The sequence below is a fragment of the Microbacterium sp. KU4F genome (assembly GCF_056868075.1).
The window spans coordinates 3,328,285-3,349,120 of record NZ_CP200324.1; the positions used below are offsets into that span (position 1 = coordinate 3,328,285).

General features: G+C 68.9%; 25 protein-coding genes. 18 read left to right on the plus strand and 7 right to left on the minus strand.

The features are described 5' to 3' along the window. Nucleotides 1–9: 9 nt before the first annotated feature. From AC1VNH_RS16425 to AC1VNH_RS16435, 3 genes are all read left to right on the plus strand, one after another. A complete protein-coding gene (locus AC1VNH_RS16425) occupies nucleotides 10–282 on the plus strand; it encodes a helix-turn-helix domain-containing protein (RefSeq protein WP_483112639.1) in 273 nt (90 codons plus the stop codon). 55 nt (nucleotides 283–337) lie between these two features. Beyond that, entirely contained in the window at nucleotides 338–1,450 is a 1,113-nt protein-coding gene (locus AC1VNH_RS16430; protein ID WP_483112640.1) for a transposase, read from the plus strand. A gap of 154 nt (nucleotides 1,451–1,604) precedes the next feature. Next, nucleotides 1,605–2,363 carry an AAA family ATPase gene (locus tag AC1VNH_RS16435; RefSeq protein WP_483112641.1) on the plus strand — a complete coding sequence of 253 codons (759 nt, stop codon included), beginning with the start codon at nucleotides 1,605–1,607 and terminating at the stop codon, nucleotides 2,361–2,363. Nucleotides 2,364–2,844: 481 nt separating this feature from the next. Here AC1VNH_RS16435 and AC1VNH_RS16440 read toward each other — a convergent pair whose 3' ends face one another. After that, on the minus strand, nucleotides 2,845–3,315 hold the full coding sequence (locus tag AC1VNH_RS16440) for a GNAT family N-acetyltransferase (RefSeq protein WP_483112642.1): 471 nt from the start codon (nucleotides 3,313–3,315) through the stop codon (nucleotides 2,845–2,847). A 37-nt stretch (nucleotides 3,316–3,352) separates the two neighbouring features. On the opposite strand from AC1VNH_RS16440, the gene dapB reads away from it, so the two are divergent. Then, entirely contained in the window at nucleotides 3,353–4,165 is an 813-nt protein-coding gene (gene dapB / locus AC1VNH_RS16445) for a 4-hydroxy-tetrahydrodipicolinate reductase (RefSeq protein ID WP_483112643.1), read from the plus strand. Beyond that, entirely contained in the window at nucleotides 4,162–4,608 is a 447-nt protein-coding gene (locus AC1VNH_RS16450; RefSeq protein ID WP_483112644.1) for a hypothetical protein, read from the plus strand. Before dapB ends, AC1VNH_RS16450 begins: the two co-directional genes overlap by 4 nt. A gap of 3 nt (nucleotides 4,609–4,611) precedes the next feature. On the opposite strand, the gene AC1VNH_RS16455 is transcribed toward AC1VNH_RS16450, so the two are convergent. The 4 genes from AC1VNH_RS16455 to AC1VNH_RS16470 form a co-directional block, all read right to left on the minus strand. Continuing rightward, on the minus strand, nucleotides 4,612–5,517 hold the full coding sequence (locus AC1VNH_RS16455) for a TIGR01777 family oxidoreductase (protein WP_483112645.1): 906 nt from the start codon (nucleotides 5,515–5,517) through the stop codon (nucleotides 4,612–4,614). Beyond that, entirely contained in the window at nucleotides 5,510–5,935 is a 426-nt protein-coding gene (locus tag AC1VNH_RS16460; protein WP_243227192.1) for an OsmC family peroxiredoxin, read from the minus strand. The genes AC1VNH_RS16455 and AC1VNH_RS16460 overlap by 8 nt, the downstream gene beginning before the upstream one ends. Nucleotides 5,936–6,026: 91 nt before the next feature. After that, nucleotides 6,027–6,596, minus strand: coding sequence for a DUF4395 domain-containing protein (locus tag AC1VNH_RS16465; RefSeq protein WP_483112646.1), 570 nt, complete (start codon nucleotides 6,594–6,596; stop codon nucleotides 6,027–6,029). Beyond that, the gene (locus AC1VNH_RS16470) at nucleotides 6,589–7,026 is read right to left on the minus strand and encodes a TlpA family protein disulfide reductase (RefSeq protein WP_243227194.1); all 438 of its coding nucleotides are present in this window, start codon (nucleotides 7,024–7,026) and stop codon (nucleotides 6,589–6,591) included. The genes AC1VNH_RS16465 and AC1VNH_RS16470 overlap by 8 nt, the downstream gene beginning before the upstream one ends. 93 nt (nucleotides 7,027–7,119) lie before the next feature. On the opposite strand from AC1VNH_RS16470, the gene thyX reads away from it, so the two are divergent. Further along, a complete protein-coding gene (thyX, locus tag AC1VNH_RS16475; protein ID WP_344225789.1) occupies nucleotides 7,120–7,860 on the plus strand; it encodes an FAD-dependent thymidylate synthase in 741 nt (246 codons plus the stop codon). On the opposite strand, the gene AC1VNH_RS16480 is transcribed toward thyX, so the two are convergent. Beyond that, complete coding sequence (locus AC1VNH_RS16480) at nucleotides 7,861–8,367, minus strand: DUF6578 domain-containing protein (protein ID WP_483112647.1); 507 nt, start codon at nucleotides 8,365–8,367, stop codon at nucleotides 7,861–7,863. Between the two features lie 36 nt (nucleotides 8,368–8,403). Between AC1VNH_RS16480 and AC1VNH_RS16485 the strand changes: the two genes are divergently transcribed. Further along, nucleotides 8,404–9,168 carry an SDR family NAD(P)-dependent oxidoreductase gene (locus AC1VNH_RS16485; protein WP_483112648.1) on the plus strand — a complete coding sequence of 255 codons (765 nt, stop codon included), beginning with the start codon at nucleotides 8,404–8,406 and terminating at the stop codon, nucleotides 9,166–9,168. A gap of 1 nt (nucleotide 9,169) precedes the next feature. On the opposite strand, the gene AC1VNH_RS16490 is transcribed toward AC1VNH_RS16485, so the two are convergent. Continuing rightward, nucleotides 9,170–9,715, minus strand: a complete 546-nt coding sequence (locus AC1VNH_RS16490) for an NUDIX domain-containing protein (protein ID WP_483112649.1) — start codon at nucleotides 9,713–9,715, stop codon at nucleotides 9,170–9,172. Between the two features lie 271 nt (nucleotides 9,716–9,986). Here AC1VNH_RS16490 and AC1VNH_RS16495 point away from each other — a divergent pair, with 271 nt between their 5' ends. The 11 genes from AC1VNH_RS16495 (at nucleotide 9,987) to AC1VNH_RS16545 (ending at nucleotide 20,801) form a co-directional block, all read left to right on the plus strand. Further along, nucleotides 9,987–10,829 carry an endonuclease domain-containing protein gene (locus tag AC1VNH_RS16495; protein ID WP_483112650.1) on the plus strand — a complete coding sequence of 281 codons (843 nt, stop codon included), beginning with the start codon at nucleotides 9,987–9,989 and terminating at the stop codon, nucleotides 10,827–10,829. Nucleotides 10,830–10,992: 163 nt separating this feature from the next. After that, a complete protein-coding gene (gene dapA, locus AC1VNH_RS16500; protein WP_243227200.1) occupies nucleotides 10,993–11,970 on the plus strand; it encodes a 4-hydroxy-tetrahydrodipicolinate synthase in 978 nt (325 codons plus the stop codon). Between the two features lie 96 nt (nucleotides 11,971–12,066). Beyond that, a complete protein-coding gene (locus AC1VNH_RS16505; protein ID WP_483112651.1) occupies nucleotides 12,067–13,743 on the plus strand; it encodes a ribonuclease J in 1,677 nt (558 codons plus the stop codon). A 24-nt stretch (nucleotides 13,744–13,767) separates the two neighbouring features. Then, nucleotides 13,768–14,262 (plus strand): GNAT family N-acetyltransferase, encoded by a 495-nt coding sequence (locus tag AC1VNH_RS16510; RefSeq protein ID WP_483112652.1) that lies wholly within the window; start codon nucleotides 13,768–13,770, stop codon nucleotides 14,260–14,262. Nucleotides 14,263–14,318: 56 nt separating this feature from the next. Next, nucleotides 14,319–17,012 carry an FtsK/SpoIIIE family DNA translocase gene (locus AC1VNH_RS16515; RefSeq protein ID WP_483112653.1) on the plus strand — a complete coding sequence of 898 codons (2,694 nt, stop codon included), beginning with the start codon at nucleotides 14,319–14,321 and terminating at the stop codon, nucleotides 17,010–17,012. A gap of 27 nt (nucleotides 17,013–17,039) precedes the next feature. Continuing rightward, on the plus strand, nucleotides 17,040–17,624 hold the full coding sequence (gene pgsA, locus AC1VNH_RS16520; protein WP_483112654.1) for a CDP-diacylglycerol--glycerol-3-phosphate 3-phosphatidyltransferase: 585 nt from the start codon (nucleotides 17,040–17,042) through the stop codon (nucleotides 17,622–17,624). Further along, nucleotides 17,614–18,156 (plus strand): CinA family protein, encoded by a 543-nt coding sequence (locus AC1VNH_RS16525; protein WP_483112655.1) that lies wholly within the window; start codon nucleotides 17,614–17,616, stop codon nucleotides 18,154–18,156. Before pgsA ends, AC1VNH_RS16525 begins: the two co-directional genes overlap by 11 nt. Nucleotides 18,157–18,296: 140 nt before the next feature. Beyond that, nucleotides 18,297–18,605: a helix-turn-helix domain-containing protein gene (locus tag AC1VNH_RS16530; protein ID WP_137416575.1), complete on the plus strand. Its 309-nt coding sequence runs from the start codon at nucleotides 18,297–18,299 to the stop codon at nucleotides 18,603–18,605. Further along, nucleotides 18,606–18,827: a DUF3046 domain-containing protein gene (locus AC1VNH_RS16535; protein WP_243227206.1), complete on the plus strand. Its 222-nt coding sequence runs from the start codon at nucleotides 18,606–18,608 to the stop codon at nucleotides 18,825–18,827. A gap of 226 nt (nucleotides 18,828–19,053) precedes the next feature. After that, nucleotides 19,054–20,100 (plus strand): recombinase RecA, encoded by a 1,047-nt coding sequence (gene recA / locus AC1VNH_RS16540; RefSeq protein ID WP_137416577.1) that lies wholly within the window; start codon nucleotides 19,054–19,056, stop codon nucleotides 20,098–20,100. Then, nucleotides 20,097–20,801, plus strand: a complete 705-nt coding sequence (locus AC1VNH_RS16545; RefSeq protein WP_483112656.1) for a regulatory protein RecX — start codon at nucleotides 20,097–20,099, stop codon at nucleotides 20,799–20,801. Before recA ends, AC1VNH_RS16545 begins: the two co-directional genes overlap by 4 nt. Nucleotides 20,802–20,836: the final 35 nt, after the last annotated feature.

Below are 20,836 nucleotides of genomic sequence, written 5' to 3' on the forward strand. Positions count from 1 at the left end.
CGAGGAATCATGGCGCACCTCAGCGACCGGCAGAAAGCCGAGCTTGCGCGTCAACACCTCGACGGTGTGCCCTGGACACGGATTGCGGAGCACTCCGGCGTTACGGTGCGAACCTTGCAGCGATGGGCCGCTCGCATCGAGGCGGGGCAGCTTGCGCGACCGCCTCGCCGAGATAGAGGCGCCTCGCGTACCCCCCCCCGCGGAACTGGTCACAGCGATCGAAGCGCTGGCCGTTCGCCGGCCGGCTCCCACCATCGCGTACGTTCATCGGCGCGTCGGTGATATCGCACGTGATCGAGGTTTGCCAGCGCCCGGGTACACGACCGTTCGCCAAATCGTGCACGCTCTCGACCCCGGCCTGACGGCCCTCGCCGAAGGCGGTGACGCCGCTTACCGCGACAAGTTCGAGCTCGTCTACCGGCGCACGACATCCGCCCCGAATGAGCAGTGGCAGATGGACCACACGCTGCTGGACATCACGATCCTCGACGACAAGCAGATGCCCGTGCGCCCCTGGCTGACGATCGTGCTCGACGACTACTCCCGTGCCGTCGCCGGATACGCGCTCGGGGTTTCGGCGCCCACGGCCGAGCGCTCCGCACTCGCGTTTCACCAAGCCGCGGGCCGGAAGCGACGTGCCCCGTGGGTGGTGTCGGGGCTCCCCGACGTTCTCTACAGCGACCACGGGTCGGACTTCACCTCAGCCAGAATCGAACAGGTGTGCCTCGACCTGCACGTGCGCCTCATCCACTCCCGGGTTGGCGTTCCGCAGGGCCGCGGGAAAATCGAGCGGTTCTACCGCACCATTACGACCGAATTGCTCCCTCACCTACCTGGCTTTATCCCGCACGGCACCGGTGGCACACCCACCAGCGGCCCCACGTTGACCCTGCATCAGTTTGACGAGATCCTCGAGCGGTTCATCGTCGACGTGTACAACGAGCGATCGCACTCCGCGACTGGGGCGGCGCCGCACGCGCGCTGGCGTAGCGGGAGCTTCATCCCGCGGATGCCCGCCCACGTGGAAGACCTCGACGCGCTGCTGCTGACCGCCACCGCCACCAGACGCGTGCAGCGCGACGGCATCCGATTTGCGTCGACTCGATACGTCTCGCCGGTCCTCGCCGCCTACGTCGGTGAAGACGTCACCGTCCGCTACGACCCCCGTGACCTCGGCGAGGTCCGCTTGTTCCACGACAACGCATTTCTGTGCCGCGCGATCGCCCCCGAACGCTCCTCCGAAACGATCACGTTCGCCGACCTGCAGAGCGCAAGGAACAGCCGGCGCCGGGCGCTGAAACAGCAATTCCGATCCCTCACCAACATTGCTGGCTCTCTGCCGGAAGACACTCGACACCGACCTGCTGCCGCGCCTCTCCCTTCGCCCAAGCCCACCGCGACAAACCCGCAATCGAAGCGACACGGACTGAGGACCTATGCCAGCGACTGAACAGACCGCCGGAAAGCCGGTATCCGTCCTCGTCGGCGCGGACGACGACGGGCGACGGTTCCTCAGCGGCACCTTCGACGAATTCACCCAGGCGCCCCCACCACACGCCGACACCCGCCCCGCATTCGTGAGCACCAGAGAGCACCGCCGGTTCGTGGAGTTCGCCGACACCGTACGCTCACACCGCTACATCGGCCTCTGCTACGGCCCACCAGGCATCGGCAAGACTCTCTCCGCCCGCCACTACGCCGGCACCGACGAATGGGAACAGTGGTACCCCCTCGCCCGGAACAGTGGTCCGCTCCCTCCCGTTCCCGAGGGCGTCCAGCAAAGTCGAACGGCGTTCTTCACCCCCACCGTCGCCGCGACCATCAAGCAGATCGATCAGGGCCTACCCCGTGCGTGCCAGCAGATCTCCTGGGCCATCGACTACGCCCAACACGGCCACGTCGACCCATACGTCCACCCCGAATCCCAACACAGCGGGAACACAAAACTGCTCATCATCGACGAAGCCGATCGCCTCAAAACCGCCGGCCTCGAACAGGTCCGAGACTTCTACGACCGCCACCACATCGGTGTCATCCTCATCGGCATGCCCGGCATCGAAAAGCGCCTCGCCCGCTACCCCCAGCTCTACAGCCGCATCGGCTTCGCCCACGAGTACCGCCCCCTCCGCAGCGACGAACTCACCGCCGTTGTCACGCAACGCCTCCCCGCACCAGACCCAGCCGACGCCGGACTCGCACACACCGCCGCCCTCGCCGCAATCGTGCGCGCCACGAGCGGGAACTTCCGTCTCGCCGATCGCCTCGTCACTCAGATCAGACGGGTTCTGGAGATCAACGGCCACACCCATCTCACGCCCGAAGCCGTCGATGCCGCCCAAGAAGCTCTCCTCATCGGACGCTGAACGACGCGACAAATGCGACATCTATCGCCGCGATTCACAAACGAGATGCGTGCCGAGTACAACGCAGAGCTGTCCCGCATCCGTCACTACCGAAACCTCCCATCACGGCTTGCTTGCCTATTCGCGTGGGGTACCCGTGACGATGCGATCGCGGCGCAGACCAGAATGAACGGGCGATTCAAAGGCGAGATCATTCGATGCCAGCCGGCACAGGTATTGAGGGCGGCCAGGTGTAACAGCGCACTCTTCAACTTTGCGCAGCGAGCGGAGCGTCGTGGCTTCTTCACCGATCAAGCGTTGATGGAAGAGACTTGGTCACGGTATTGGAGCGGCTCGGGTGAACCTATATCGCTGGAGCGTCAAGATCTGCTCGATCCAACAGGTCCACCTGAGACGATTCAAATGTCATCTGAGCCGCTGTGGGAGTGGTTGGTCGATGGGGTTCTGGAAATCACGCGTGAGACGAGCTCGCCGGTAAGCGCTACTTGAGCGCCTTGCCGTACCAGCGCGTGGCGTTCGTATTGTCGTTGTACGGCTCGATCGCGGTGAAGCCGCTGCGGGCATAGAGCGAGCCCGCGGCCTCCAGGGAGTGGTGCGTGTCCAGCACGAGCTCCACGGCTCCGAAGGCCCGTGCCCGCTCCTCGAGCTCGGTCACGAGCAGCCGGCCGCCGCCGCTGCCGCGCGCCTCGGGTCGGACGAAGAGATGCTTGAGCTCGTAGCGCACGCCCGCGGGCCCGTCCGCGATGCGACGGATGCCGCCGCATCCGATCGCCGCGCCGTCGTCGTCGAAGAGGACCAGGAACACGCCGTTCGGCTCCTCGAAGGCCGCGGGGTCCGGGAAGACCGTGCGATATCCGCCGCCGGGGAACCCCTCGGCGCGACGGGCGAAGTACAGGGTGAGCAGCTCGTGACTGACGGGGTCGTCTGCGGGAAGGGCACGCAGGGTGGGCATACGGCGAGCGTAGCCGGGGTGCGCCTAGGGTGGAGACATGACGACGCGTGTGGCCATCGTGGGAGCAACCGGCAAGCTGGGAAGCATCATCCGCGGCGTGGTCGAGGGCGAAGAGGGCTTCGAGCTCGTCGCCGCCCTCTCGTCGCGCGACGACATCCAGGCCATCGACGATGCGGACCTCGTGATCGACGCGTCGATCCCCGCCGTCTCCATCGACGTCGTGCGCGCGGCCGTCGAACGCGGCAAGAACGTGCTGGTGGGCACGAGCGGCTGGTCGGCCGAGCGCATCGCTCTCGTACGGCCTCTCGCGGATGCGGCCGACGTCGGCGTCGTGTTCATCCCCAACTTCTCGCTCGGTTCCGTCATGGGCTCGGCCCTCTCCGCCGCCGCGGCAGGCTTCTTCGACTCCATCGAGATCGTCGAAGCCCACCGCGAGACGAAGATCGACTCACCCAGCGGCACCGCGGTGCGCACGGCCGAGATGATCGCCGCCGCCCGCCAGGGCACCGGACCGGTGCAGGCGCCGCACGTCGACCAGCGGGCGCGTGGACAGCAGGTCGCCAGCGTCCCGATCCACTCGCTGCGTCGGCCCGGCGTCGTCGCGCGTCAGGAGGTCATCCTCTCGGGAGCGGGGGAGTCGCTCTCGATCGTCCACGACACGGTGGAACCGGCGCTGGCATACGCTCCCGGCATCCGCATCGCCCTCGCCGCAGCCCGCGACGCGCGTGGTGTGCACGTGGGGCTCGATAGCTTCCTCGACATCGGCATCCGGTTGCCGGGTGCGCCGAAGACCGGCGCCGGGGTGACCGACGGCGCCGCCTCCGGCCAGATCGCTGCGACGACCCCGTGAGCGCTCGCATCGGCGTCGCCGTCATGGTGGCGGCGTTCGCGCTGTACGCCGTGTTCGTGGGCCAGCGCGCCTGGCTGCTCCTGACCAGCGGGATGCCGTTGGGTGTCGCGGCAGGCATCGCCCTGCTCGTACTCCCGGTCATCGCCGTGTGGGCCGTCGGACGAGAACTGTGGTTCGGCGTGCGCGCGCAGGCGCTCGGCCGCCGACTGGAGACCGAAGACGCACTGCCCACGGAGGCGTTGGAGACCCGGCCGAGCGGGCGCGTGCTGCGAGACGAAGCGGATGCGGTGTTCCCCGCCTACCGTCAGCAGGTCGAGGAGGCGCCGGATGACTGGCGCGCCTGGTACCGGCTCGGTCTCGCCTACGACGGGTCGGGCGACCGGCGGCGCGCTCGCGCCGCGGTGCGCACCGCCATCCGTCTGGAGCGGGGCGACCGCGGCTGAGCGTCAGCCGGCGGGAACCGCCGCCGCGACCGCATCCTCCACCGTGGGATGCGCGAAGCGGTAGCCGGTCGAGGTGAGCACCGTCGGCGAGAGAAGCACGTCGTTGGTGAGCAGCGCCTCGGTGGCGTCGGGTCCGAGCGCCGCACGCACGGCCCAGACGGGCGCACGGAGGGCGTAGGGACGGTTCATGCGGCGGGCCAGGGCGAAGCCGAGGTCGTTCGCGGTGGCGTGGGCCGGTCCCGTCAGGTTCACCGGACCCGTGATCTGCTCGGCCAGGATGTGGCGGATCGCTCCCACCTCATCGTCCAGAGAGATCCACGGCCAGAACTGCGTGCCGCGCCCGATCGGGCCTGCGAGACCGAACTTGGTGAGCAGCAACAGCGGCTTGAGCACACCCTGCTGGTGCACGACGGGTGCCGTGCGCAGCAGTGCGACCCTGGCGTTCTCACCCGCCTCGCGCGCCGCCTGCTCCCATTCGACCGTGAGCCGCGAGAGGAAGCCGTCACCGGGACCTGAACTCTCATCCTGCTCCACCCCGGGCGCCGACCCGTAGAAGCCGACCGCGGAGGCCGAGACGAAGGCGGGTGCGTCAGAGTCCAGCGCCCGCAGCGCCCGAGCAAGCGTGCGGGTCGGCGTGAGGCGCGACCACAGCAACGTGCTCTTGTAGGAACAGGTCCACGGGAACCGGCCCACGCTCGCGCCGCTGAGCGACACCACCGCATCCGCGCCCTCGAGTACGGCCGGATCCAGGGGCTCGGAATCCTGCAGCCAGGAAACCTCGTCCGGGCTCTGCGCCGGGCGGCGTACGAGTGTCGTCACCCGCACGCCGTCGGCGCGCAGCGACGCCACCAGAGCCCTGCCGATGAGCCCGGATGCGCCGCCGACGACGACGTGGCGAGGCTCAGGCAAGCGTTGCCTCGAGCGTGATCTCGATGCCCGAGAGGGCCTGCGAGACCGGGCAGCCCGTCTTCGCCTCGCCGGCGATACGTGCGAAATCCTCGGCCGACAGGCCCGGTACGGTTGCGTTGACGTTGAGGTGGCTGCCGCTGATCCCGGTGCCCGGGACGAACGTGACGGATGCAGTCGTCTCGATGCTCTCGGGAGGTGTGCCGTTCTCGGTCAGCGCGTGGGAGAGCGCCATGCTGAAGCACGACGAGTGCGCCGCGGCCAGCAGTTCCTCCGGCGTCGTCACCGAGGTCGAGCCCTCGCTGCGCGCCTTCCAGTTGACGGCCAGAGGTCCCTGGTTGGAGGACTCGAGGGCGACCTCGCCCGACCCCTCTGCGAGGCTTCCCTTCCAGCTGGTGCTGGCTTCGCTGGTGACACTCATCGTCGTCTCCCTCCGGCCGCGTCTCGGCCCTCGGGTCTCAGCGTATCGACCGGATCTTTGTGTGGGCTTTGGCCTTGACAGTCGTGCGGGCTCAGGCCGGACGAGCGGTGCGGATGATGCCCGCGCGGGCGAGGAGCAGGTACAGCTGGCATCCGAGGCACAGGCCGAACACGGCGTTCAAGAAGGCGGCGACGAACGCGGCCGCCGCAGCGATCGGCAGCGCCCACGGCACGCCGGCGAGGTACAGCACCAGACCGACGACGGTGACGAACAGGCCCACGCCCTGAGCGAAGCGCGGCGGCCGCGGATCTTCGAACTCTGTCGCCGGCTGCAGACGCGGCTGCACGAGTCTGCGGTACAGCACGCCCCACGGTGCGGTACGCGGCGACAGCACGCCCCACAGGAAGAGCGCCGCGATCACGGCCAGCAGGATGAAGCCCGGGTCGGCCGCCCGATATGCAAGGAGCGCCCACGGCCCGGGCGCGAAAGCCTCCTGGGCGGCCAGCGGCTGGTAGGCGAACCATCCGATCGCCGGAGCGGACGGATCGACTCCACGCCCGGTGAGGCCCAGGAGCACCGCGATCAGAAGGAGCACGGCGTTGATGGAGGCGGCGAAGCGGGGCCCTCGCACATCGATGCGGGCGGGTGAGCGATCAGACACGGGTCGACTCCTCGGTCACGCGGGCCAGTTCCAGCTCCACCACGTCCCGGCGGGGTGTCCCGCCGAACCGGGTGCGCACGGTGCCCCGGTGGTCGAGGATCAGCGTCGTGGGCGTCTGCAGGACGCGGAAGTGCTGGGCGATGTCGGTGCGGTTGGTCAGATCGACGTCGAGGTGCACGACGCCCTCGCGATCGGCGGCGATGTCGGAGAGTGTGCGGTGCACGCCGGGGCAGCGCGCGCAGAACTCGGTGCTGAACTGCAGCAGGGTCGCCACCTCGCCGAGGGCGGGAGCACCGAGACGCGCAGGATCCACCACCTCGTCGGGATCCACCCGTCGCGGCCGGTTCTGACGCCAGCGCAGGGCGAGACCGAGGCCGACAGTCGCTGCGAGGAGCGCGGCCAGCACGGCGACGGCGATGAGGGGGTCCACGACATCCCAGGCTAGACCTGCGTGCATGCGAGGGCATCGAATCCGCCGAAGATGACGCACGTACGTAACACAGCGCCGGGATACGCTGAGGGGGTGAGTGACGCGTCCAGTGCCGAGATCCAGTTCCGCAGCGACGTGACGGTCGAGCTCGTCCGTTCCAGTGCCTCCGACTCCGACGTGCTCTTCGCCGCGCGCGTGTCGACGCAGGGGGAGCAGACGCTCGAATCCGCCGCATCCGGCGACCAGGCGACCGCGCGCGATCGCGGACTCATCAACTACCTCATGCGCGACCGTCACGGCTCGCCGTTCGAGCACAACTCCATGACGTTCTACGTGCAGGCGCCCATCTTCGTCTTCCGCGAGTTCATGCGTCACCGGATGGCCTCCTACAACGAGGAGTCGGGCCGATACCGCGAGCTGCGTCCTGTGTTCTACGTGCCCGCGCGCGAGCGCAACCTCATCCAGGTGGGCAAGCCCGGGGCGTACGAGTTTCTCGCCGGCACCGAGGAGCAGTTCGAGCTGGTCGACGAGGCCACTCGCGCGGCCAGCATCCAGGCGTTCGAGGCGTACCAGCGGATGCTGGAAGCGGGTGTCGCCCGTGAGGTGGCGCGCATCGTGCTGCCGCTGAACATCTACTCGTCGATGTACGTCACCATGAACGCCCGCGCGCTCATGAACTTCCTTTCGCTGCGCACGAAAGTGGAAGGCACCCACTTCCCGTCGTTCCCGCAACGCGAGATCGAGATGTGCGCGGAGAAGATGGAGGCGTTCTGGACCGAGCTCATGCCGCTCACGCACGCCGCCTTCAACGCGAACGGGCGCGTTGCCCCCTGATCACTCCTCGTCGATCCTGACGAGGTAGCCGATCCGATGGCGGCGGATCTCGCCGTCGACCGGATCCGGCTCGCGAGCCGCCGGTTCGGCGTCGTCGTCCCCGACGGCGTCATCTTCGACAGGGCGGCTGACACCGTCGAGCGGCTCCGAGCGTGCGGTTCCGGTGAGCTGCTGCGAGGTCAGCACGTACGGCGCCGGTCGCACCTCGATCGCACATTCCGCGCCCGGCGACGAGAAGCGCGTGATCTCCGGCGCCGCTGGCTGCCGCGGAACGCGCAGCATCCGATGAGCGACGGTGAGTGCCGACACGGAGCGCACGACGCCCGAGATGCCGAGCTCGGGCTCCCGCTCGTGGTGGGTCTCGACGAACTCGGGCTCCGCCGCGGGCGCGCACAGCTCGCGCACAGCGTCGTCGGCCACGACCACACCGAACTCGACGCGGTCGCCCACCGCGAACGGCTCGCCGCAGCACTCCCATTCCCATTCCCAGAGCAGCACGTCCACCATGACCTCACGATAGACACCGACGCGTAGGCTCGGCGCATGGCGAAGACGGCTCTCATCACCGGTGCCAGCTCCGGACTCGGCGCCGAATACGCGCGTCAGCTCGCCGCGCGTGGCGCCGACCTCGTGCTGGTGGGGCGCGACGCCCGGGCGCTGGAGTCAGTCGCCCGCGAGGTGCGTGCCGCATCCGGTGTCGGGGCCGAGGTTCTCGTCGCGGACCTGCTGGATGCGGGGGCGCGCCAGTCGGTCGTCGATCGACTGGCGGATGCCGGGCGGCCGATCGAGATCCTCGTCAACAACGCCGGGTTCGGCCTCCCGCTGGACTTCGAGCGCAACGACATCGAGGACGAGGTGCGTCATCTCGCCGTGCATGTGGAGGTGCCGATGCGGCTCATGCACGCCGCTCTCGGTCCGATGCTCGCGCGCGGCAGCGGCCGCATCCTGAACGTCGCCTCGATCGCCGCGTTCATCCCGCGCTCCACGTACGGCGCCTCGAAGCTGTGGCTCGTGTCGTTCAGCCGCTGGGCCGACGCGACCTACGCGCCGCGCGGTGTGACGGTGACGGCGGTGTGCCCGGGGTACACGCACACGAACTTCCACGAGCGGCTCGGTCTCGCCCGCGGTGAGGAGGGAATCGCCGGCTGGATGTGGCTGAACCCCGCGGACGTGGTCACGCCGTCGCTGCGTGATGCGGCACGAGGCAAGGCGGTGTCGGTGCCGACTCTGCGCTACCGGATGCTCGCCGCACTGGCGAGCATCGCCCCCGACCGGCTCGCATCGAAGCTCGGTCGTCGCGGCCGCTGAGTCAGGCGAAGCGGCCGAGGCGGATACCGGCGTACGCGAGTGCAGCGATGGTCTCGCCATCGCTGATGCGGCCGTCCAACACCATCGCGAGGGCCTCGGCGAACGGAACGCGCACGACATCGTCGATGCCCTCCTCGGCCTGCGCGAGGGCATCGTCGGGGGCGGGGGCGGGGGAGAGGCCGCGGGCGAGAAACACATGCTCGGGCGCCACCGCGATGCCGTTGAGCGCGTTCATCATGCCGAGGTGCTCCCACTCCGCCGCGACCAGGCCCGTCTCCTCGGCGAGTTCGCGCTGGGCGGCCAGGAGCGGATCCTCGCCGTCGCTGCCGCCCGAGGGCAGCTCCCACGAGCGGCCGGTGGTGTAGCGCTGGATGGACACGAGACAGATGGCGTCCTTCTCGTCGAGCGCCACGACGAACACCGAAGGATGCTGCATCTCGACGACGCCGTAGATCCCCTCGCCGTCGGGGCCGGTGACATCGTCCTCCCTCACCCGGATCCAGCGGTTCTCGTAGACGACGCGGCTCGCGGACGTGTGCCAGACCATGCCGCCACCTTACGGCCGCATCCGCCCTGCACCCGTCGCCGCGAGGGTCGCGACATCGTTGACGCGACGTCCGCACGGCGGACCGGCAGGCGGCCGCCCCAGAGGCCCCAGGGGTAGACGCCAGCACCACGGATCGTGCAGATGTCGCAGGCCCCCACGGAGCGAGTGGGGGGGCGCGACCGTATCTCCCCACGTGCGCGGGGCCCGCGAGTCATCCCGCGTCGGGGGAATGCACTCGGCCCGCGCCGCGCACCGCGGTGAGGCTGGGCGGATGGACGCCGCGACGATCGCCGACAGACTGCGCACTCTCGGGGGAATCGCGCGGGCCGCACAGCTCGGCGCCTCACGCAGCGCCCTCGCCCGCGCCGCCGATCGCGGAGCCATCGAACGCGTGCGCAAGGGCGTGTACGCGCTGGGCGCGCATCCCGATGTCCGCGAGGCTGCGGCCCACGGCGGGGAACTCGCGTGTGCCGCGGCGCTTCGCGTCCATGGCGTGTGGGTGCTGGAGGAGATCCCGACTCTGCACGTCTGGCTCGGACCCGACGCTCGATCGCATCCCCACCCCTCGTGCGCGTGCATCGTGCATCGGGATGCGGGTGCCGCCGCGTTCGGCGTCGTCTCGATCGTGCAGGCGCTCGTCCAGTCGGCAGCCTGTCTCGGTGCGGAGAGTTTCTTCGCGGCATTCGAATCGGCCTGGCGCCTGGGGCTGATCGATCGGGCCGACCGGGCACAGGTGAGAAGGAGTCTGCCGGCAAGATTCCGCTGGCTCGTCGACCTCGCGCGGTCCGACGCCGACAGCGGTCTCGAGTCCCTGCTCAGGTTGCGTCTGCGGCTGCTCGGCATCGAGTTGGACTGCCAGGTTCTCATCCGCGGCATCGGCGTGGTGGATTTCGTGGTCGACGGGCGACTCATCATCGAAGTCGACGGCCGGCTCAGTCACGATGGGGCCAGCCTGCGTCACAAGGACTTGGTGCGCGATGCGGAGGCCGCGGCACAGGGGTACGAGACCCTGCGCTTCGACTACGCGCTCATCGTGCACGACTGGCCGCGCGTGCAGCGCGCGATCACGGCCACCTTGTCCCGGATCCGGGTCGCCTCGCCTTCAATGACGTGACATCTGCACGACGGGTGACGTTTCCGGTGCCCCACATGCCCCGCCAGGTCACACAAGCCCCACCGGTCGTGCAGATGTCGCAGCATCCGCGAGCCGCGCGTGGAAAGCGGGTCGGCGACGAACGCGGTGGGGGCGCGGCGGCGGGAACCGATAGCCTGGGAACATGACGCACACGGGCAACCCCTTCGGACAGGTGCTCGTCGCGCTGGTCACCCCCATGACCGCCGACGGCGAGGTCGATTGGCCCGCTGTCGAGAAGCACATCGACGACGTCATCACCGCCGGTGCCGACGGCATCGTCGTCACCGGCACGACGGGGGAGACCTCGACGCTCACCGACCCGGAGAAGCTCCGTCTCGTCGAGGTCGGAAAGAGTGTCGCGTCGGGCCGGGCCAAGATCATCACGGGCGGCGGTTCGAACGAGACGGCTCACGCGATCGAGCTGTACCGGGCGAGCGAGAAGGCCGGCGCCGACGGCATCATGATCGTCACGCCGTACTACAACAAGCCCACCCAGGCCGGCATCCTCACGCACTTCCGTCTCGTCGCAGACGCGACGGATCTGCCCGTCATCCTCTACGACATCCCGGGCCGCACCGGGGTGCCGATCAAGTACGAGACGATTCTGCGTCTCGCGAAGCACCCCAACATCCTGGCGATCAAGGATGCGAAGGGCGACTTCAGCGAGGTGAGCCGGGTGCTCAACCAGACCGACCTGATGTACTTCTCGGGCGACGACGCGAACGTGCTGCCGCACCTCGCGATCGGAGCGTCTGGGCTCATCGGCGTCACGGCGAACATCGCCGCCGCGCCATATCGCGCGATCGTGGACGCCGTGAACCGCGGCGACCTCGCCACAGCCACCGCCGAGCACAAGCGTCTCGAGCCGCTCGTTCGGGCCGTCATGACGCACGTGCCGGGCACCGTGAGCGCGAAGTACATCCTCCACGGCCTCGGCCGCATCTCCAGCCCCCGCGTCCGCCTGCCCCTCGTCGGGCCGGAGGAGTGGGAGGCCGCCATCATCGAGGACGAGCTCGCCCTGGTGCGTGACGTCCCCGGTGCCGATTTCTCCAACTTCCGTCCCGACCGCAACGCCGCCGCCGGCGGCGCCCTGCCCAAGGTGCACGGAACCACACGCTGACAACCGCTCGCCACGAGGCGAGCCCCATCGCCCGCTCCCTCACATCTGCGGGCAAGAAACACGGATGCGGCGCAGGCCGCATCCGGAGAGGTACGTATGGCCAACACTGTCTACGATCCGCCCGCACTCGATCAGGGGACGCTGCGCGTCACGCCCCTGGGCGGGCTCGGCGAGGTCGGTCGCAACATGACGATCTTCGAGTACGACGGGAAGATCCTCGTCGTCGACTGCGGCGTGCTCTTCCCCGAGGAGCACCAGCCGGGAGTGGACCTGATCCTCCCCGACTTCGCGCCGCTGCGCGACCGGCTCGACGACATCGTCGGCATCGTGCTCACGCACGGCCACGAGGACCACATCGGCGCCGTGCCGTACCTGCTGAAGCTCAAGAACGACATCCCCCTCATCGGATCGGGGCTGACCCTCGCCCTCGTGGAGGCGAAGCTCAAGGAACACCGGGTCAAGTCGTACACGCTGACGGTCGCGGAGGGTCAGCGCGAGCAGGTCGGTCCGTTCGACCTCGAATTCGTCGCGGTGAACCACTCCATCCCTGACGCCCTGGCCGTCGCCATCCGCACGCCCGCCGGGATGGCGCTGGCCACGGGTGACTTCAAGATGGACCAGCTGCCGCTCGACGGCCGCCTCACCGACCTCCGCGCCTTCGCTCGCCTGGGCGAGGAGGGGATCGACCTCTTCCTCGTCGACTCCACCAACGCCGACGTTCCCGGGTTCACCCCGCTGGAGCGCTCCATCGGACCCGTGCTCGACCAGGTCATCGGCCGCGCCCCCCGCCGCGTGATCGTGGCGAGCTTCTCGAGTCACGTGCACCGCGTGCAGCAGGTCATCGATGCCGCGGCCGCCCACGGACGCCGGGTCGCCTTCCTCGGTCGCAGCATGGTGCGCAACATGACGATCGCCCAGGACCTCGGTTACCTCAAGGTGCCCGACGGCGTCTTGATCGACTACAAGAAGGCGCGCGATCTGCCCGACGATCGGATCGTCTACATGTCGACCGGTTCGCAGGGTGAGCCCATGGCTGTGCTCTCGCGGATGGCCAACCTCGACCACGAGATCGAGCCGGGCCCCGGCGACACCGTGATCCTCGCCTCCAGCCAGATCCCCGGCAACGAGAACGCGATCTACCGTGTGATCGACGGATTGACCAAGCTCGGCGCCAATGTCGTGCACAAGGGCAACGCGAAGGTGCACGTCTCCGGCCACGCCGCCGCGGGCGAGCTGCTGTACTGCTACAACATCCTTCAGCCGCGCAACGTGCTGCCCGTGCATGGCGAGTATCGCCACCTGATGGCGAACGCGAAGCTCGCACAGGACACCGGCATCCTCGCCGAACGCACGATCCTGGCCGAGAACGGCACCGTCATCGACCTCAAGGACGGCGAGGCCCGCGTCGTCGGGCAGCGCGACATCGGTTTCGTCTACGTCGACGGCTCGACCGTGGGCGAGATCACGGATGCGGACCTCAAGGATCGCCGCATCCTCGGCGAAGAGGGCTTCATCTCCGTCATCGTCGTGGTCGACGCCTCGACGGGCCGCATCATCACCGGGCCGGAGATCCACGCGCGCGGCTTCGCCGAGGACGACTCGGTGTTCGAGGACGTCAAGCCGAAGATCGCCGCGGCGCTCGCGGAGGCGGCGGGATCGGGCGTGCGGGACACGCATGCGCTGTCGCAGGTCGTCCGCCGCACGATCGGTCGCTGGGTCAACCAGCGTCTGCGTCGACGCCCCATGATCGTCCCGCTGGTGATCGAGGCCTGAGCGCTTCATCGCTATGATCCGGGCATGCCCGCGCGCTTCCGGATCCGTGCCGCCGAACAGGCGGACGGCATCTTCCTCGCGGACATGGTGGTCGAGGCCGCGAACTGGCGGCCCGGCGCCGCGCGCCCGCGGCACGAGATCCTCGCGGCACCCGAGCATGCCCGGTACATCGCGGGATGGAAGCGTCCGGGCGACACGGGCTTCGTAGCCGTGAGTCCGGAGAACGAGGCGATCGGCGCCGCTTGGTACCGGATGCTGCCGCGCACCGAGCCGGGGTTCGGGTACGTCGGCACCGGCGTGCCCGAGCTCGTGATCGGCGTACGCCCTCTCTGGCGCGCCCACGGCGTCGGACGTGCCCTGTTGCAGCAGTTGGTGGCGGCGGCGCGCGCCGAGGGCTACGCGCGCCTGAGCCTCAGCGTCGAGCGCGACAACTTCGCCGCGACCCTCTACCGCTCCGAGGGTTTCGCCGTCACCTCGCCCGCCCAGGGACGCGACACCATGGTGCGTCGCCTGCGCTGAGGCGCTTCGCCGCGTGGCTACCGGCCGCTGTCGCGGGTCGGATCTACCGTGGGATCATGGCCCGCAGTACCGCCTCGACGCGTCGCGCCCCCGCGAAGGGCGGTTCGTCGCGCGCGCGCAAACCCGAACCCGCTCCCAAGCGTTATGTGGGCGAGGATGAGCGGCCCTCGGTCGCCGTCCGCGCCTGGATGGGGCTCGCGCACCTCACGGGCGGACTGTTCCGCACGTTCGGACCCGAGACGCTCGAAAGGGATCAGCGTCGTGACGGGTTCCCGTTCCTGCTCGTCCTGCTCGCCGTCGCCGGCGCCGTGATCGAGTGGTTCTTCATCGGCACCGAGGTGTCGGCGGCCATCAGCGCGTACTCCATCGGCGGGCTCGTCGGACGGGTCTCTTTCATCCTTCCGGTCTTCCTGGTTCTGCTCGCCGGCTGGCTGTTCCGCCATCCCGCATCCGTGCACGACAACGGCCGCATCGGCATCGGGTTCGCGCTGTTCATCCTGACGATCGCGGGGTTCTGTCACGTCCTGGGTGGTCGCCCGCAGCCGTCGTCCGGTCTGCCCGCGCTCAGCACCGCGGGCGGGCTCTTCGGCTGGATGGCGGGGGAGCCCCTCGCGCTTCTGCTGACGCCTGTCGGAGCGGGTATCGTCCTGACGCTGCTGGCCGTGCTCAGCGTGCTCATCCTCACCCGCACGCCCCCGAACCGCATCGGTCGCCGCCTCGGCGATCTCTATGCCTGGATGTTCGGCGCCGAGCGGCACGAGCCGGTGGAGAAGCCCGATCGCGCGAAGGATGTGGCGAGCTCCGGCGACGACGACGCGACGGAAGCCATGCCCTGGTGGCGTCGCAATAAGACCGGACGCGAGCAGGACCCTGACGACGACGCCGGCTCGCAGGATCTCACCGAGCTGCTGTTCACCGACACGCCCCCGCCGGGCGGGTTCGACAACGCACTCGAGCCCGCGCGCCCCGCGCCGCCTCTGCCTGGCGCGCCGGACGCTCTGACCGAAGTCATCGATCCCTCGGTGATCGCCGCGGCGGAACGAGCGGTCGCGGACAGTCGCGCCGCTGCGGGTCTCCAGGACGACGGGGATTCCGGTCCGCAGCCCACCCTCGACGGCATCGAGGGCTTCGGGGGCAGTGGCGATCGTGTTCCGCCGGCGGCCTCCTACTCTCTGCCGTCGGTCGCTGCCCTCGCGGCGGGGTCCGCGCCCAAGGCACGCTCGGAGGCAAACGACGCGGTCGTGCGCGCCATCATGGGCGTGTTCGAGCAGTTCAAGGTCGACGCGAAGGTCACCGGCTTCTCCCGCGGGCCGACCGTCACGCAGTACGAGGTCGAGGTCGGCCCGGGAGTGAAGGTCGAGCGCATCACGGCGCTGACCAACAACATCGCGTACGCCGTCGCCTCCAACGAGCTGCGCATCCTCGCGCCGATCCCCGGCAAGAGCGCCATCGGCGTCGAGATCCCCAACACCGACCGCGAGATCGTGACGCTGGGCGACGTGCTGCGCTCACAGAACGCCCTGCAGTCCACGCATCCGATGACGATCGGTGTGGGCAAGGACGTCGGCGGCGGCTTCGTCGTCGCCAACCTCGCGAAGATGCCCCACCTCCTGGTGGCCGGCTCGACCGGCTCCGGAAAGTCGAGCTTCGTCAACTCGATGATCACGAGCCTGCTCATGCGCTCGAAGCCGTCCGAGGTGCGGATGGTGCTCATCGACCCCAAACGCGTGGAGCTCACCTCCTACGCCGGAGTCCCGCACCTCATCACGCCGATCATCACGAACCCCAAGAAGGCGGCCGAGGCGCTGCAGTGGGTCGTGAAGGAAATGGACATGCGCTACGACGACCTCGCGTCGTTCGGGTTCCGCCACATCGACGACTTCAACAAGGCGGTCGTCGCCGGGCAGATCCAGTTGCCCCCGGGCAGCGAGCGCGTGCTGAAGCCCTATCCGTACCTCCTCGTCGTCGTCGACGAGCTCGCCGACCTCATGATGGTCGCCCCGCGCGATGTGGAGGACTCCATCGTGCGCATCACGCAGCTGGCGCGTGCGAGCGGCATCCACCTGGTGCTGGCGACCCAGCGCCCGAGCGTCGACGTCGTCACGGGCCTCATCAAGGCCAACGTGCCCTCGCGCCTCGCCTTCGCCGTCACCAGCGTCACCGACTCCCGCGTCATCCTCGACCAGCCCGGCGCCGACCGGCTCATCGGTCAGGGAGACGGTCTCTTCCTGCCCATGGGAGCGTCCAAGGCCATCCGCGTGCAGGGCGCCTGGGTCAGCGAGCCCGAGATCGAGAAGGTCGTGCAGCACGTCACCGGCCAGGCCCGTCCCGAGTACCGGGCGGACGTGGCGGCGGTCACCGAGAAGAAGGAGATCGACGCCGACATCGGCGACGACCTCGAACTGCTGCTCGCGGCGGCGGAGCTCGTCGTCGGCACGCAGTTCGGATCGACCTCGATGCTGCAGCGCAAGCTGCGCGTCGGCTTCGCCAAGGCGGGACGCCTCATGGACCTCATGGAGTCGCGCGAGATCGTGGGTCCGTCCGAGGGCTCCAAGGCGCGAGACGTGCTGGTGACGCCCGAGCAGCTGCCCGGGGTCCTCGCGCGCCTGCGCGGTGAGGACCCGCCCGCTGGCGGCGCCGCCGACGATCGGTATGGACCGGATGCCGTCGACGCGCAGTTCGACGGACTCGAGGTGGTCGACGGCGACGAGGGCTCCGAGGACGCCTGGAGCCTCACCGGGCGCGACTGAACGCTCCCCGCTCGCTAGGCTCGCATCGTGGCGGTTCCCCGACAGCTTCCCAACGCGATCACGATCGTGCGCATCCTGTGCGCACCGGTCTTCCTCTGGCTTCTGCTGGCCGACGCCGGCGAGGGCGGTGCGTTGCGATGGACGGCGACCGTGCTGTTCATCGTGGCGATCGCCACGGACGGCATCGACGGCTACCTCGCCCGGCGCTACGAGATCGTCACCGACCTCGGCAAGCTCCTGGACCCGATCGCGGACAAGGCGCTCACGGGGTGCGCCTTCGTGGGCCTGTCGATTCTCGGTGAGCTGCCCTGGTGGGTCACGATCGTGGTGCTGGTGCGCGAGGTCGGCATCACTGTGTACCGGTTCGCGGTCGTCAGCGACCACGTGCTCGCCGCGGCCTGGATGGGAAAGCTCAAGACGGTGGCTCAGGCCGTGGCGCTCTCGCTGGCGCTCGCTCCGCTCGCCCCCCTCGTGGGGGAGTGGATCCATGTCGTGAACACCATCACCATGTGGATCGCCGTCATCCTCACGATCGCGAGCGGAATCGACTACGTCGTCAGCGAGGTGAGAGGGCGCCGCGCGCGCCGTTCGGGAGGCGCCCATGTCGGATGAGCGATTCATGGACGACAGCGCGCTCGACGAGCAGACCTCGATCGTCGGCGGGCGACGCACGGACGCCGAGCACATCGTGCAGCGTCTCGGTGAGCTGGGGTGGACGATCGGCATCGCCGAATCGCTGACGGGCGGCGAGGTGTGCAGTCAGCTGGTCGCGGTCGCCGGCGCATCGAAGGTCGTGCGCGGCGGGATCGTCGCATACGCCACCGAGCTCAAGCAGAGCCTGCTCGGCGTCGACGCGCTCGTGCTCGAGTTGGGCGGTCCGGTACAGGCCAAGGTCGCACGCCAGATGGCCGAGGGGGTGCGGGAGGCGGTCGCGGTGGGCGGCGCCGGTGCGGATGTCGGTGTCGCGACCACGGGGATCGCCGGACCCACCTCGTCGGACGGGCAGCCGGTCGGAACCGTGTTCGTCGCCGTCTCCACCCCGCTGGGCACCCGCGTGGAACTGCTGCAGCTCGACGGTGACCGCGAACAGATCCGCCAGCGCACCGCCCGTCGTGCTCTCCGGATGGTGCTCGAGGCGCTCTGAGGGAACAGATCGGGTTACCACTGGGTTACGTTGTGCGATTCTCATCCGTCACCCAGCGGCGCGGGATTAGATTGGCCGCACGCACTGTTGTAGCGTTATGCACCCGGTGCACGACGGATTCGGTAAAAGGAGGGCTCGAAATGATCCTGGTACGTCATGAGATCGGCGAAGTCCTTCGTGAGCTCCGTCAGCAGAAGGGTCGTACCCTTCGTCAGGTCGCGAGCCGCGCGAGTGTGGCCCTCGGGTATCTGAGCGAGGTCGAGCGCGGACAGAAGGAAGCCTCGAGTGAGATCCTCGGTGCCGTCGCCGAGGCGCTGGATGTTCCCATCTCCACGATCATGCGCGAGGTCTCCGATCGACTGTCCGTTCTGGAGGGCATCAACTCCTTCCCGGACGTCGTGCCGGACGAGCTGGTCGCGATGGCCTCTCCCGAACTCTCGCTGCGCTGAATGCGCCGCAGCGAGTTCGATCGCGCCGTCCGAGACGAGTTCGGCTCGCGCGGGGCGTATCTGGTCGATGATCTGGTGCTCGCTGGAGCCGGCGACCGCACGGCAGCTCAGGCATTGGCCGCGGGGGAGCCGACGCGAGACGTCTGGCTCGCGCTGTGCGCAGAGATGGATGTTCCGCCGACGCGGCGATATGGAGTCGGGCGGCTCGAACCGCGTCGATGACGTCGGCGTGTCGTCGAAGATCCGTTCGATACACGCGTAGTGTTCTGCACAGACGGCGTCCGAGGGATGTCTGTCCACGGATGCGGAGCATTCCGACGCGATGTCGGAGGCCCTGCCTACCGTGGGAGATGTCGCAACGACACGTACGCCTTGCCGCCGAAGCCGGACCCTGTGCCGGGTGGAGCGGCAGCCTACAGGCGACCGACATCGAGCAGAAGGAACCCTCATGCCCTCACCCGCAGACCGCGAGAAAGCCCTCGAATCGGCACTCGCCCTGATCGACCGGCAGTTCGGAAAGGGCTCGGTCATGCGACTGGGCAGCGAAGACCGCGCCCCGGTCGAGATCATCCCGACCGGTTCCATCGCGCTGGATGTCGCCCTCGGCGTCGGTGGTCTCCCGCGCGGACGCATCATCGAGATCTACGGTCCGGAGTCCTCCGGTAAGACCACGCTGACCCTGCATGCGATCGCCAACGCGCAGCGTGCGGGCGGAATTGCCGCCTTCATCGACGCCGAGCACGCGCTCGACCCCGACTACGCCAAGAAGCTCGGTGTCGACATCGACCAGCTCCTGGTCTCGCAGCCCGACACGGGAGAGCAGGCTCTCGAGATTGCCGACATGCTGGTGCGCTCCGGTGCCATCGACCTCGTCGTCATCGACTCGGTCGCGGCCCTCGTGCCCAAGGCGGAGATCGAGGGCGAGATGGGCGACAGCCACGTCGGCCTCCAGGCGCGCCTCATGTCGCAGGCGCTGCGCAAGCTGACGGGTGGTCTGAACCAGACGAAGACCACCGCCATCTTCATCAACCAGCTCCGCGAGAAGATCGGTGTGTTCTTCGGTTCGCCGGAGACGACCGCGGGCGGAAAGGCGCTCAAGTTCTACGCGTCGGTCCGCCTCGACATCCGTCGCATCGAGACGCTGAAGGACGGCACGGAGGCGGTCGGTAACCGTACGCGCGTCAAGGTCGTCAAGAACAAGATGGCGCCGCCCTTCAAGCAGGCAGAGTTCGACATCCTCTTCGGCACGGGCATCTCCCGCGAGGGAAGCCTCATCGACTTCGGTGTCGATCAGGGAATCGTCAAGAAGTCGGGTTCCTGGTTCACCTACGACGGCGAGCAGCTGGGGCAGGGCAAGGAGAACGCCCGCAACTTCCTGCGCAACAACGCCGATGTCGCCGCGGAGATCGAGCAGAAGATCAAGACCAAGCTCGGCATCGGCCCCGTCGTCGAGGCGCCGGTGGAAGACGAGCTGGCTCAGCGACGCCCGGCATGATCCACGAGGAGGACCGGGGCGAGGCGGACGGCCTCGCCCCGGTGATCCCGCTCTTCGGGGAGCGCTCAGCCGCGTCCGCGAGCTCTCGCGAGGAGTCGGTGCCGCGGGTGCGTCGCCCGTTCTTCGCTCCCGCGCCCGACGACGCACCGGACGCCGAGATGCTCGGTGCGTCGCACGAGGTCGACGTCGATTCCGAGGCGGATGAAGCGGTGGTGGTGCAGGCGGCATCCGACGCGCTGCTGCGCAAGCTCAGGTCGCGCTCGCTCTCCGAACGTGAAGCGCGCACCTTCCTGACTCAGCGCGACCTGTCGCGCGACGCCGTCGAGGAGATCGTGGCGGACTTCCTCCGCCTGTCCTACCTCGACGATGCCGCGTTGGCGGAACAGCTGGTGCACGTCGGCGTGTCCCGCAAGGGGGAGGGGCGTATGGCGATCGCGCAGGCGATGGCCCGCCGTGGTGTGCCGCGCGATGTGGCCGATGCCGCGCTGGACGCGGTCGGCGATGACGACGCCGAGCGCGCCCTCGAGTTCGCGCGTCGCAAGGCGATGTCGATCGGCGGTCGCGACGACGACGCCGCGCTGCGTCGGCTCGTCGGTCAGCTCGCTCGCCGCGGCTATCCGTCGTCGGTCGCGATGACCGCGGCCCGACAGGCTCTCGCGGAGGCCCGGCGTCCTGCCGTCCGCGGTCCCCGCTTCGACTGAGCGGAGGCAGCTCGCGGCTGCGGTGCCGGTCGATC

Excerpts from the sequence above, each read along its gene's own strand:
- recA (WP_137416577.1), top strand. The coding sequence starts at position 19,054 with ATGCCCTCACCCGCAGACCGCGAGAAAGCCCTCGAATCGGCACTCGCC.
- dapA (WP_243227200.1), top strand. The coding sequence starts at position 10,993 with ATGACGCACACGGGCAACCCCTTCGGACAGGTGCTCGTCGCGCTGGTC.
- AC1VNH_RS16510 (WP_483112652.1), top strand. The coding sequence starts at position 13,768 with ATGCCCGCGCGCTTCCGGATCCGTGCCGCCGAACAGGCGGACGGCATC.
- AC1VNH_RS16495 (WP_483112650.1), top strand. The coding sequence starts at position 9,987 with ATGGACGCCGCGACGATCGCCGACAGACTGCGCACTCTCGGGGGAATC.
- AC1VNH_RS16515 (WP_483112653.1), top strand. The coding sequence starts at position 14,319 with ATGGCCCGCAGTACCGCCTCGACGCGTCGCGCCCCCGCGAAGGGCGGT.
- AC1VNH_RS16535 (WP_243227206.1), top strand. The coding sequence starts at position 18,606 with ATGCGCCGCAGCGAGTTCGATCGCGCCGTCCGAGACGAGTTCGGCTCG.
- AC1VNH_RS16440 (WP_483112642.1), bottom strand. The coding sequence starts at position 3,315 with ATGCCCACCCTGCGTGCCCTTCCCGCAGACGACCCCGTCAGTCACGAG.
- AC1VNH_RS16525 (WP_483112655.1), top strand. The coding sequence starts at position 17,614 with ATGTCGGATGAGCGATTCATGGACGACAGCGCGCTCGACGAGCAGACC.
- AC1VNH_RS16460 (WP_243227192.1), bottom strand. The coding sequence starts at position 5,935 with ATGAGTGTCACCAGCGAAGCCAGCACCAGCTGGAAGGGAAGCCTCGCA.
- AC1VNH_RS16485 (WP_483112648.1), top strand. The coding sequence starts at position 8,404 with ATGGCGAAGACGGCTCTCATCACCGGTGCCAGCTCCGGACTCGGCGCC.
- dapB (WP_483112643.1), top strand. The coding sequence starts at position 3,353 with ATGACGACGCGTGTGGCCATCGTGGGAGCAACCGGCAAGCTGGGAAGC.
- AC1VNH_RS16530 (WP_137416575.1), top strand. The coding sequence starts at position 18,297 with ATGATCCTGGTACGTCATGAGATCGGCGAAGTCCTTCGTGAGCTCCGT.
- AC1VNH_RS16545 (WP_483112656.1), top strand. The coding sequence starts at position 20,097 with ATGATCCACGAGGAGGACCGGGGCGAGGCGGACGGCCTCGCCCCGGTG.
- AC1VNH_RS16425 (WP_483112639.1), top strand. The coding sequence starts at position 10 with ATGGCGCACCTCAGCGACCGGCAGAAAGCCGAGCTTGCGCGTCAACAC.
- AC1VNH_RS16480 (WP_483112647.1), bottom strand. The coding sequence starts at position 8,367 with ATGGTGGACGTGCTGCTCTGGGAATGGGAATGGGAGTGCTGCGGCGAG.
- AC1VNH_RS16490 (WP_483112649.1), bottom strand. The coding sequence starts at position 9,715 with ATGGTCTGGCACACGTCCGCGAGCCGCGTCGTCTACGAGAACCGCTGG.
- AC1VNH_RS16505 (WP_483112651.1), top strand. The coding sequence starts at position 12,067 with ATGGCCAACACTGTCTACGATCCGCCCGCACTCGATCAGGGGACGCTG.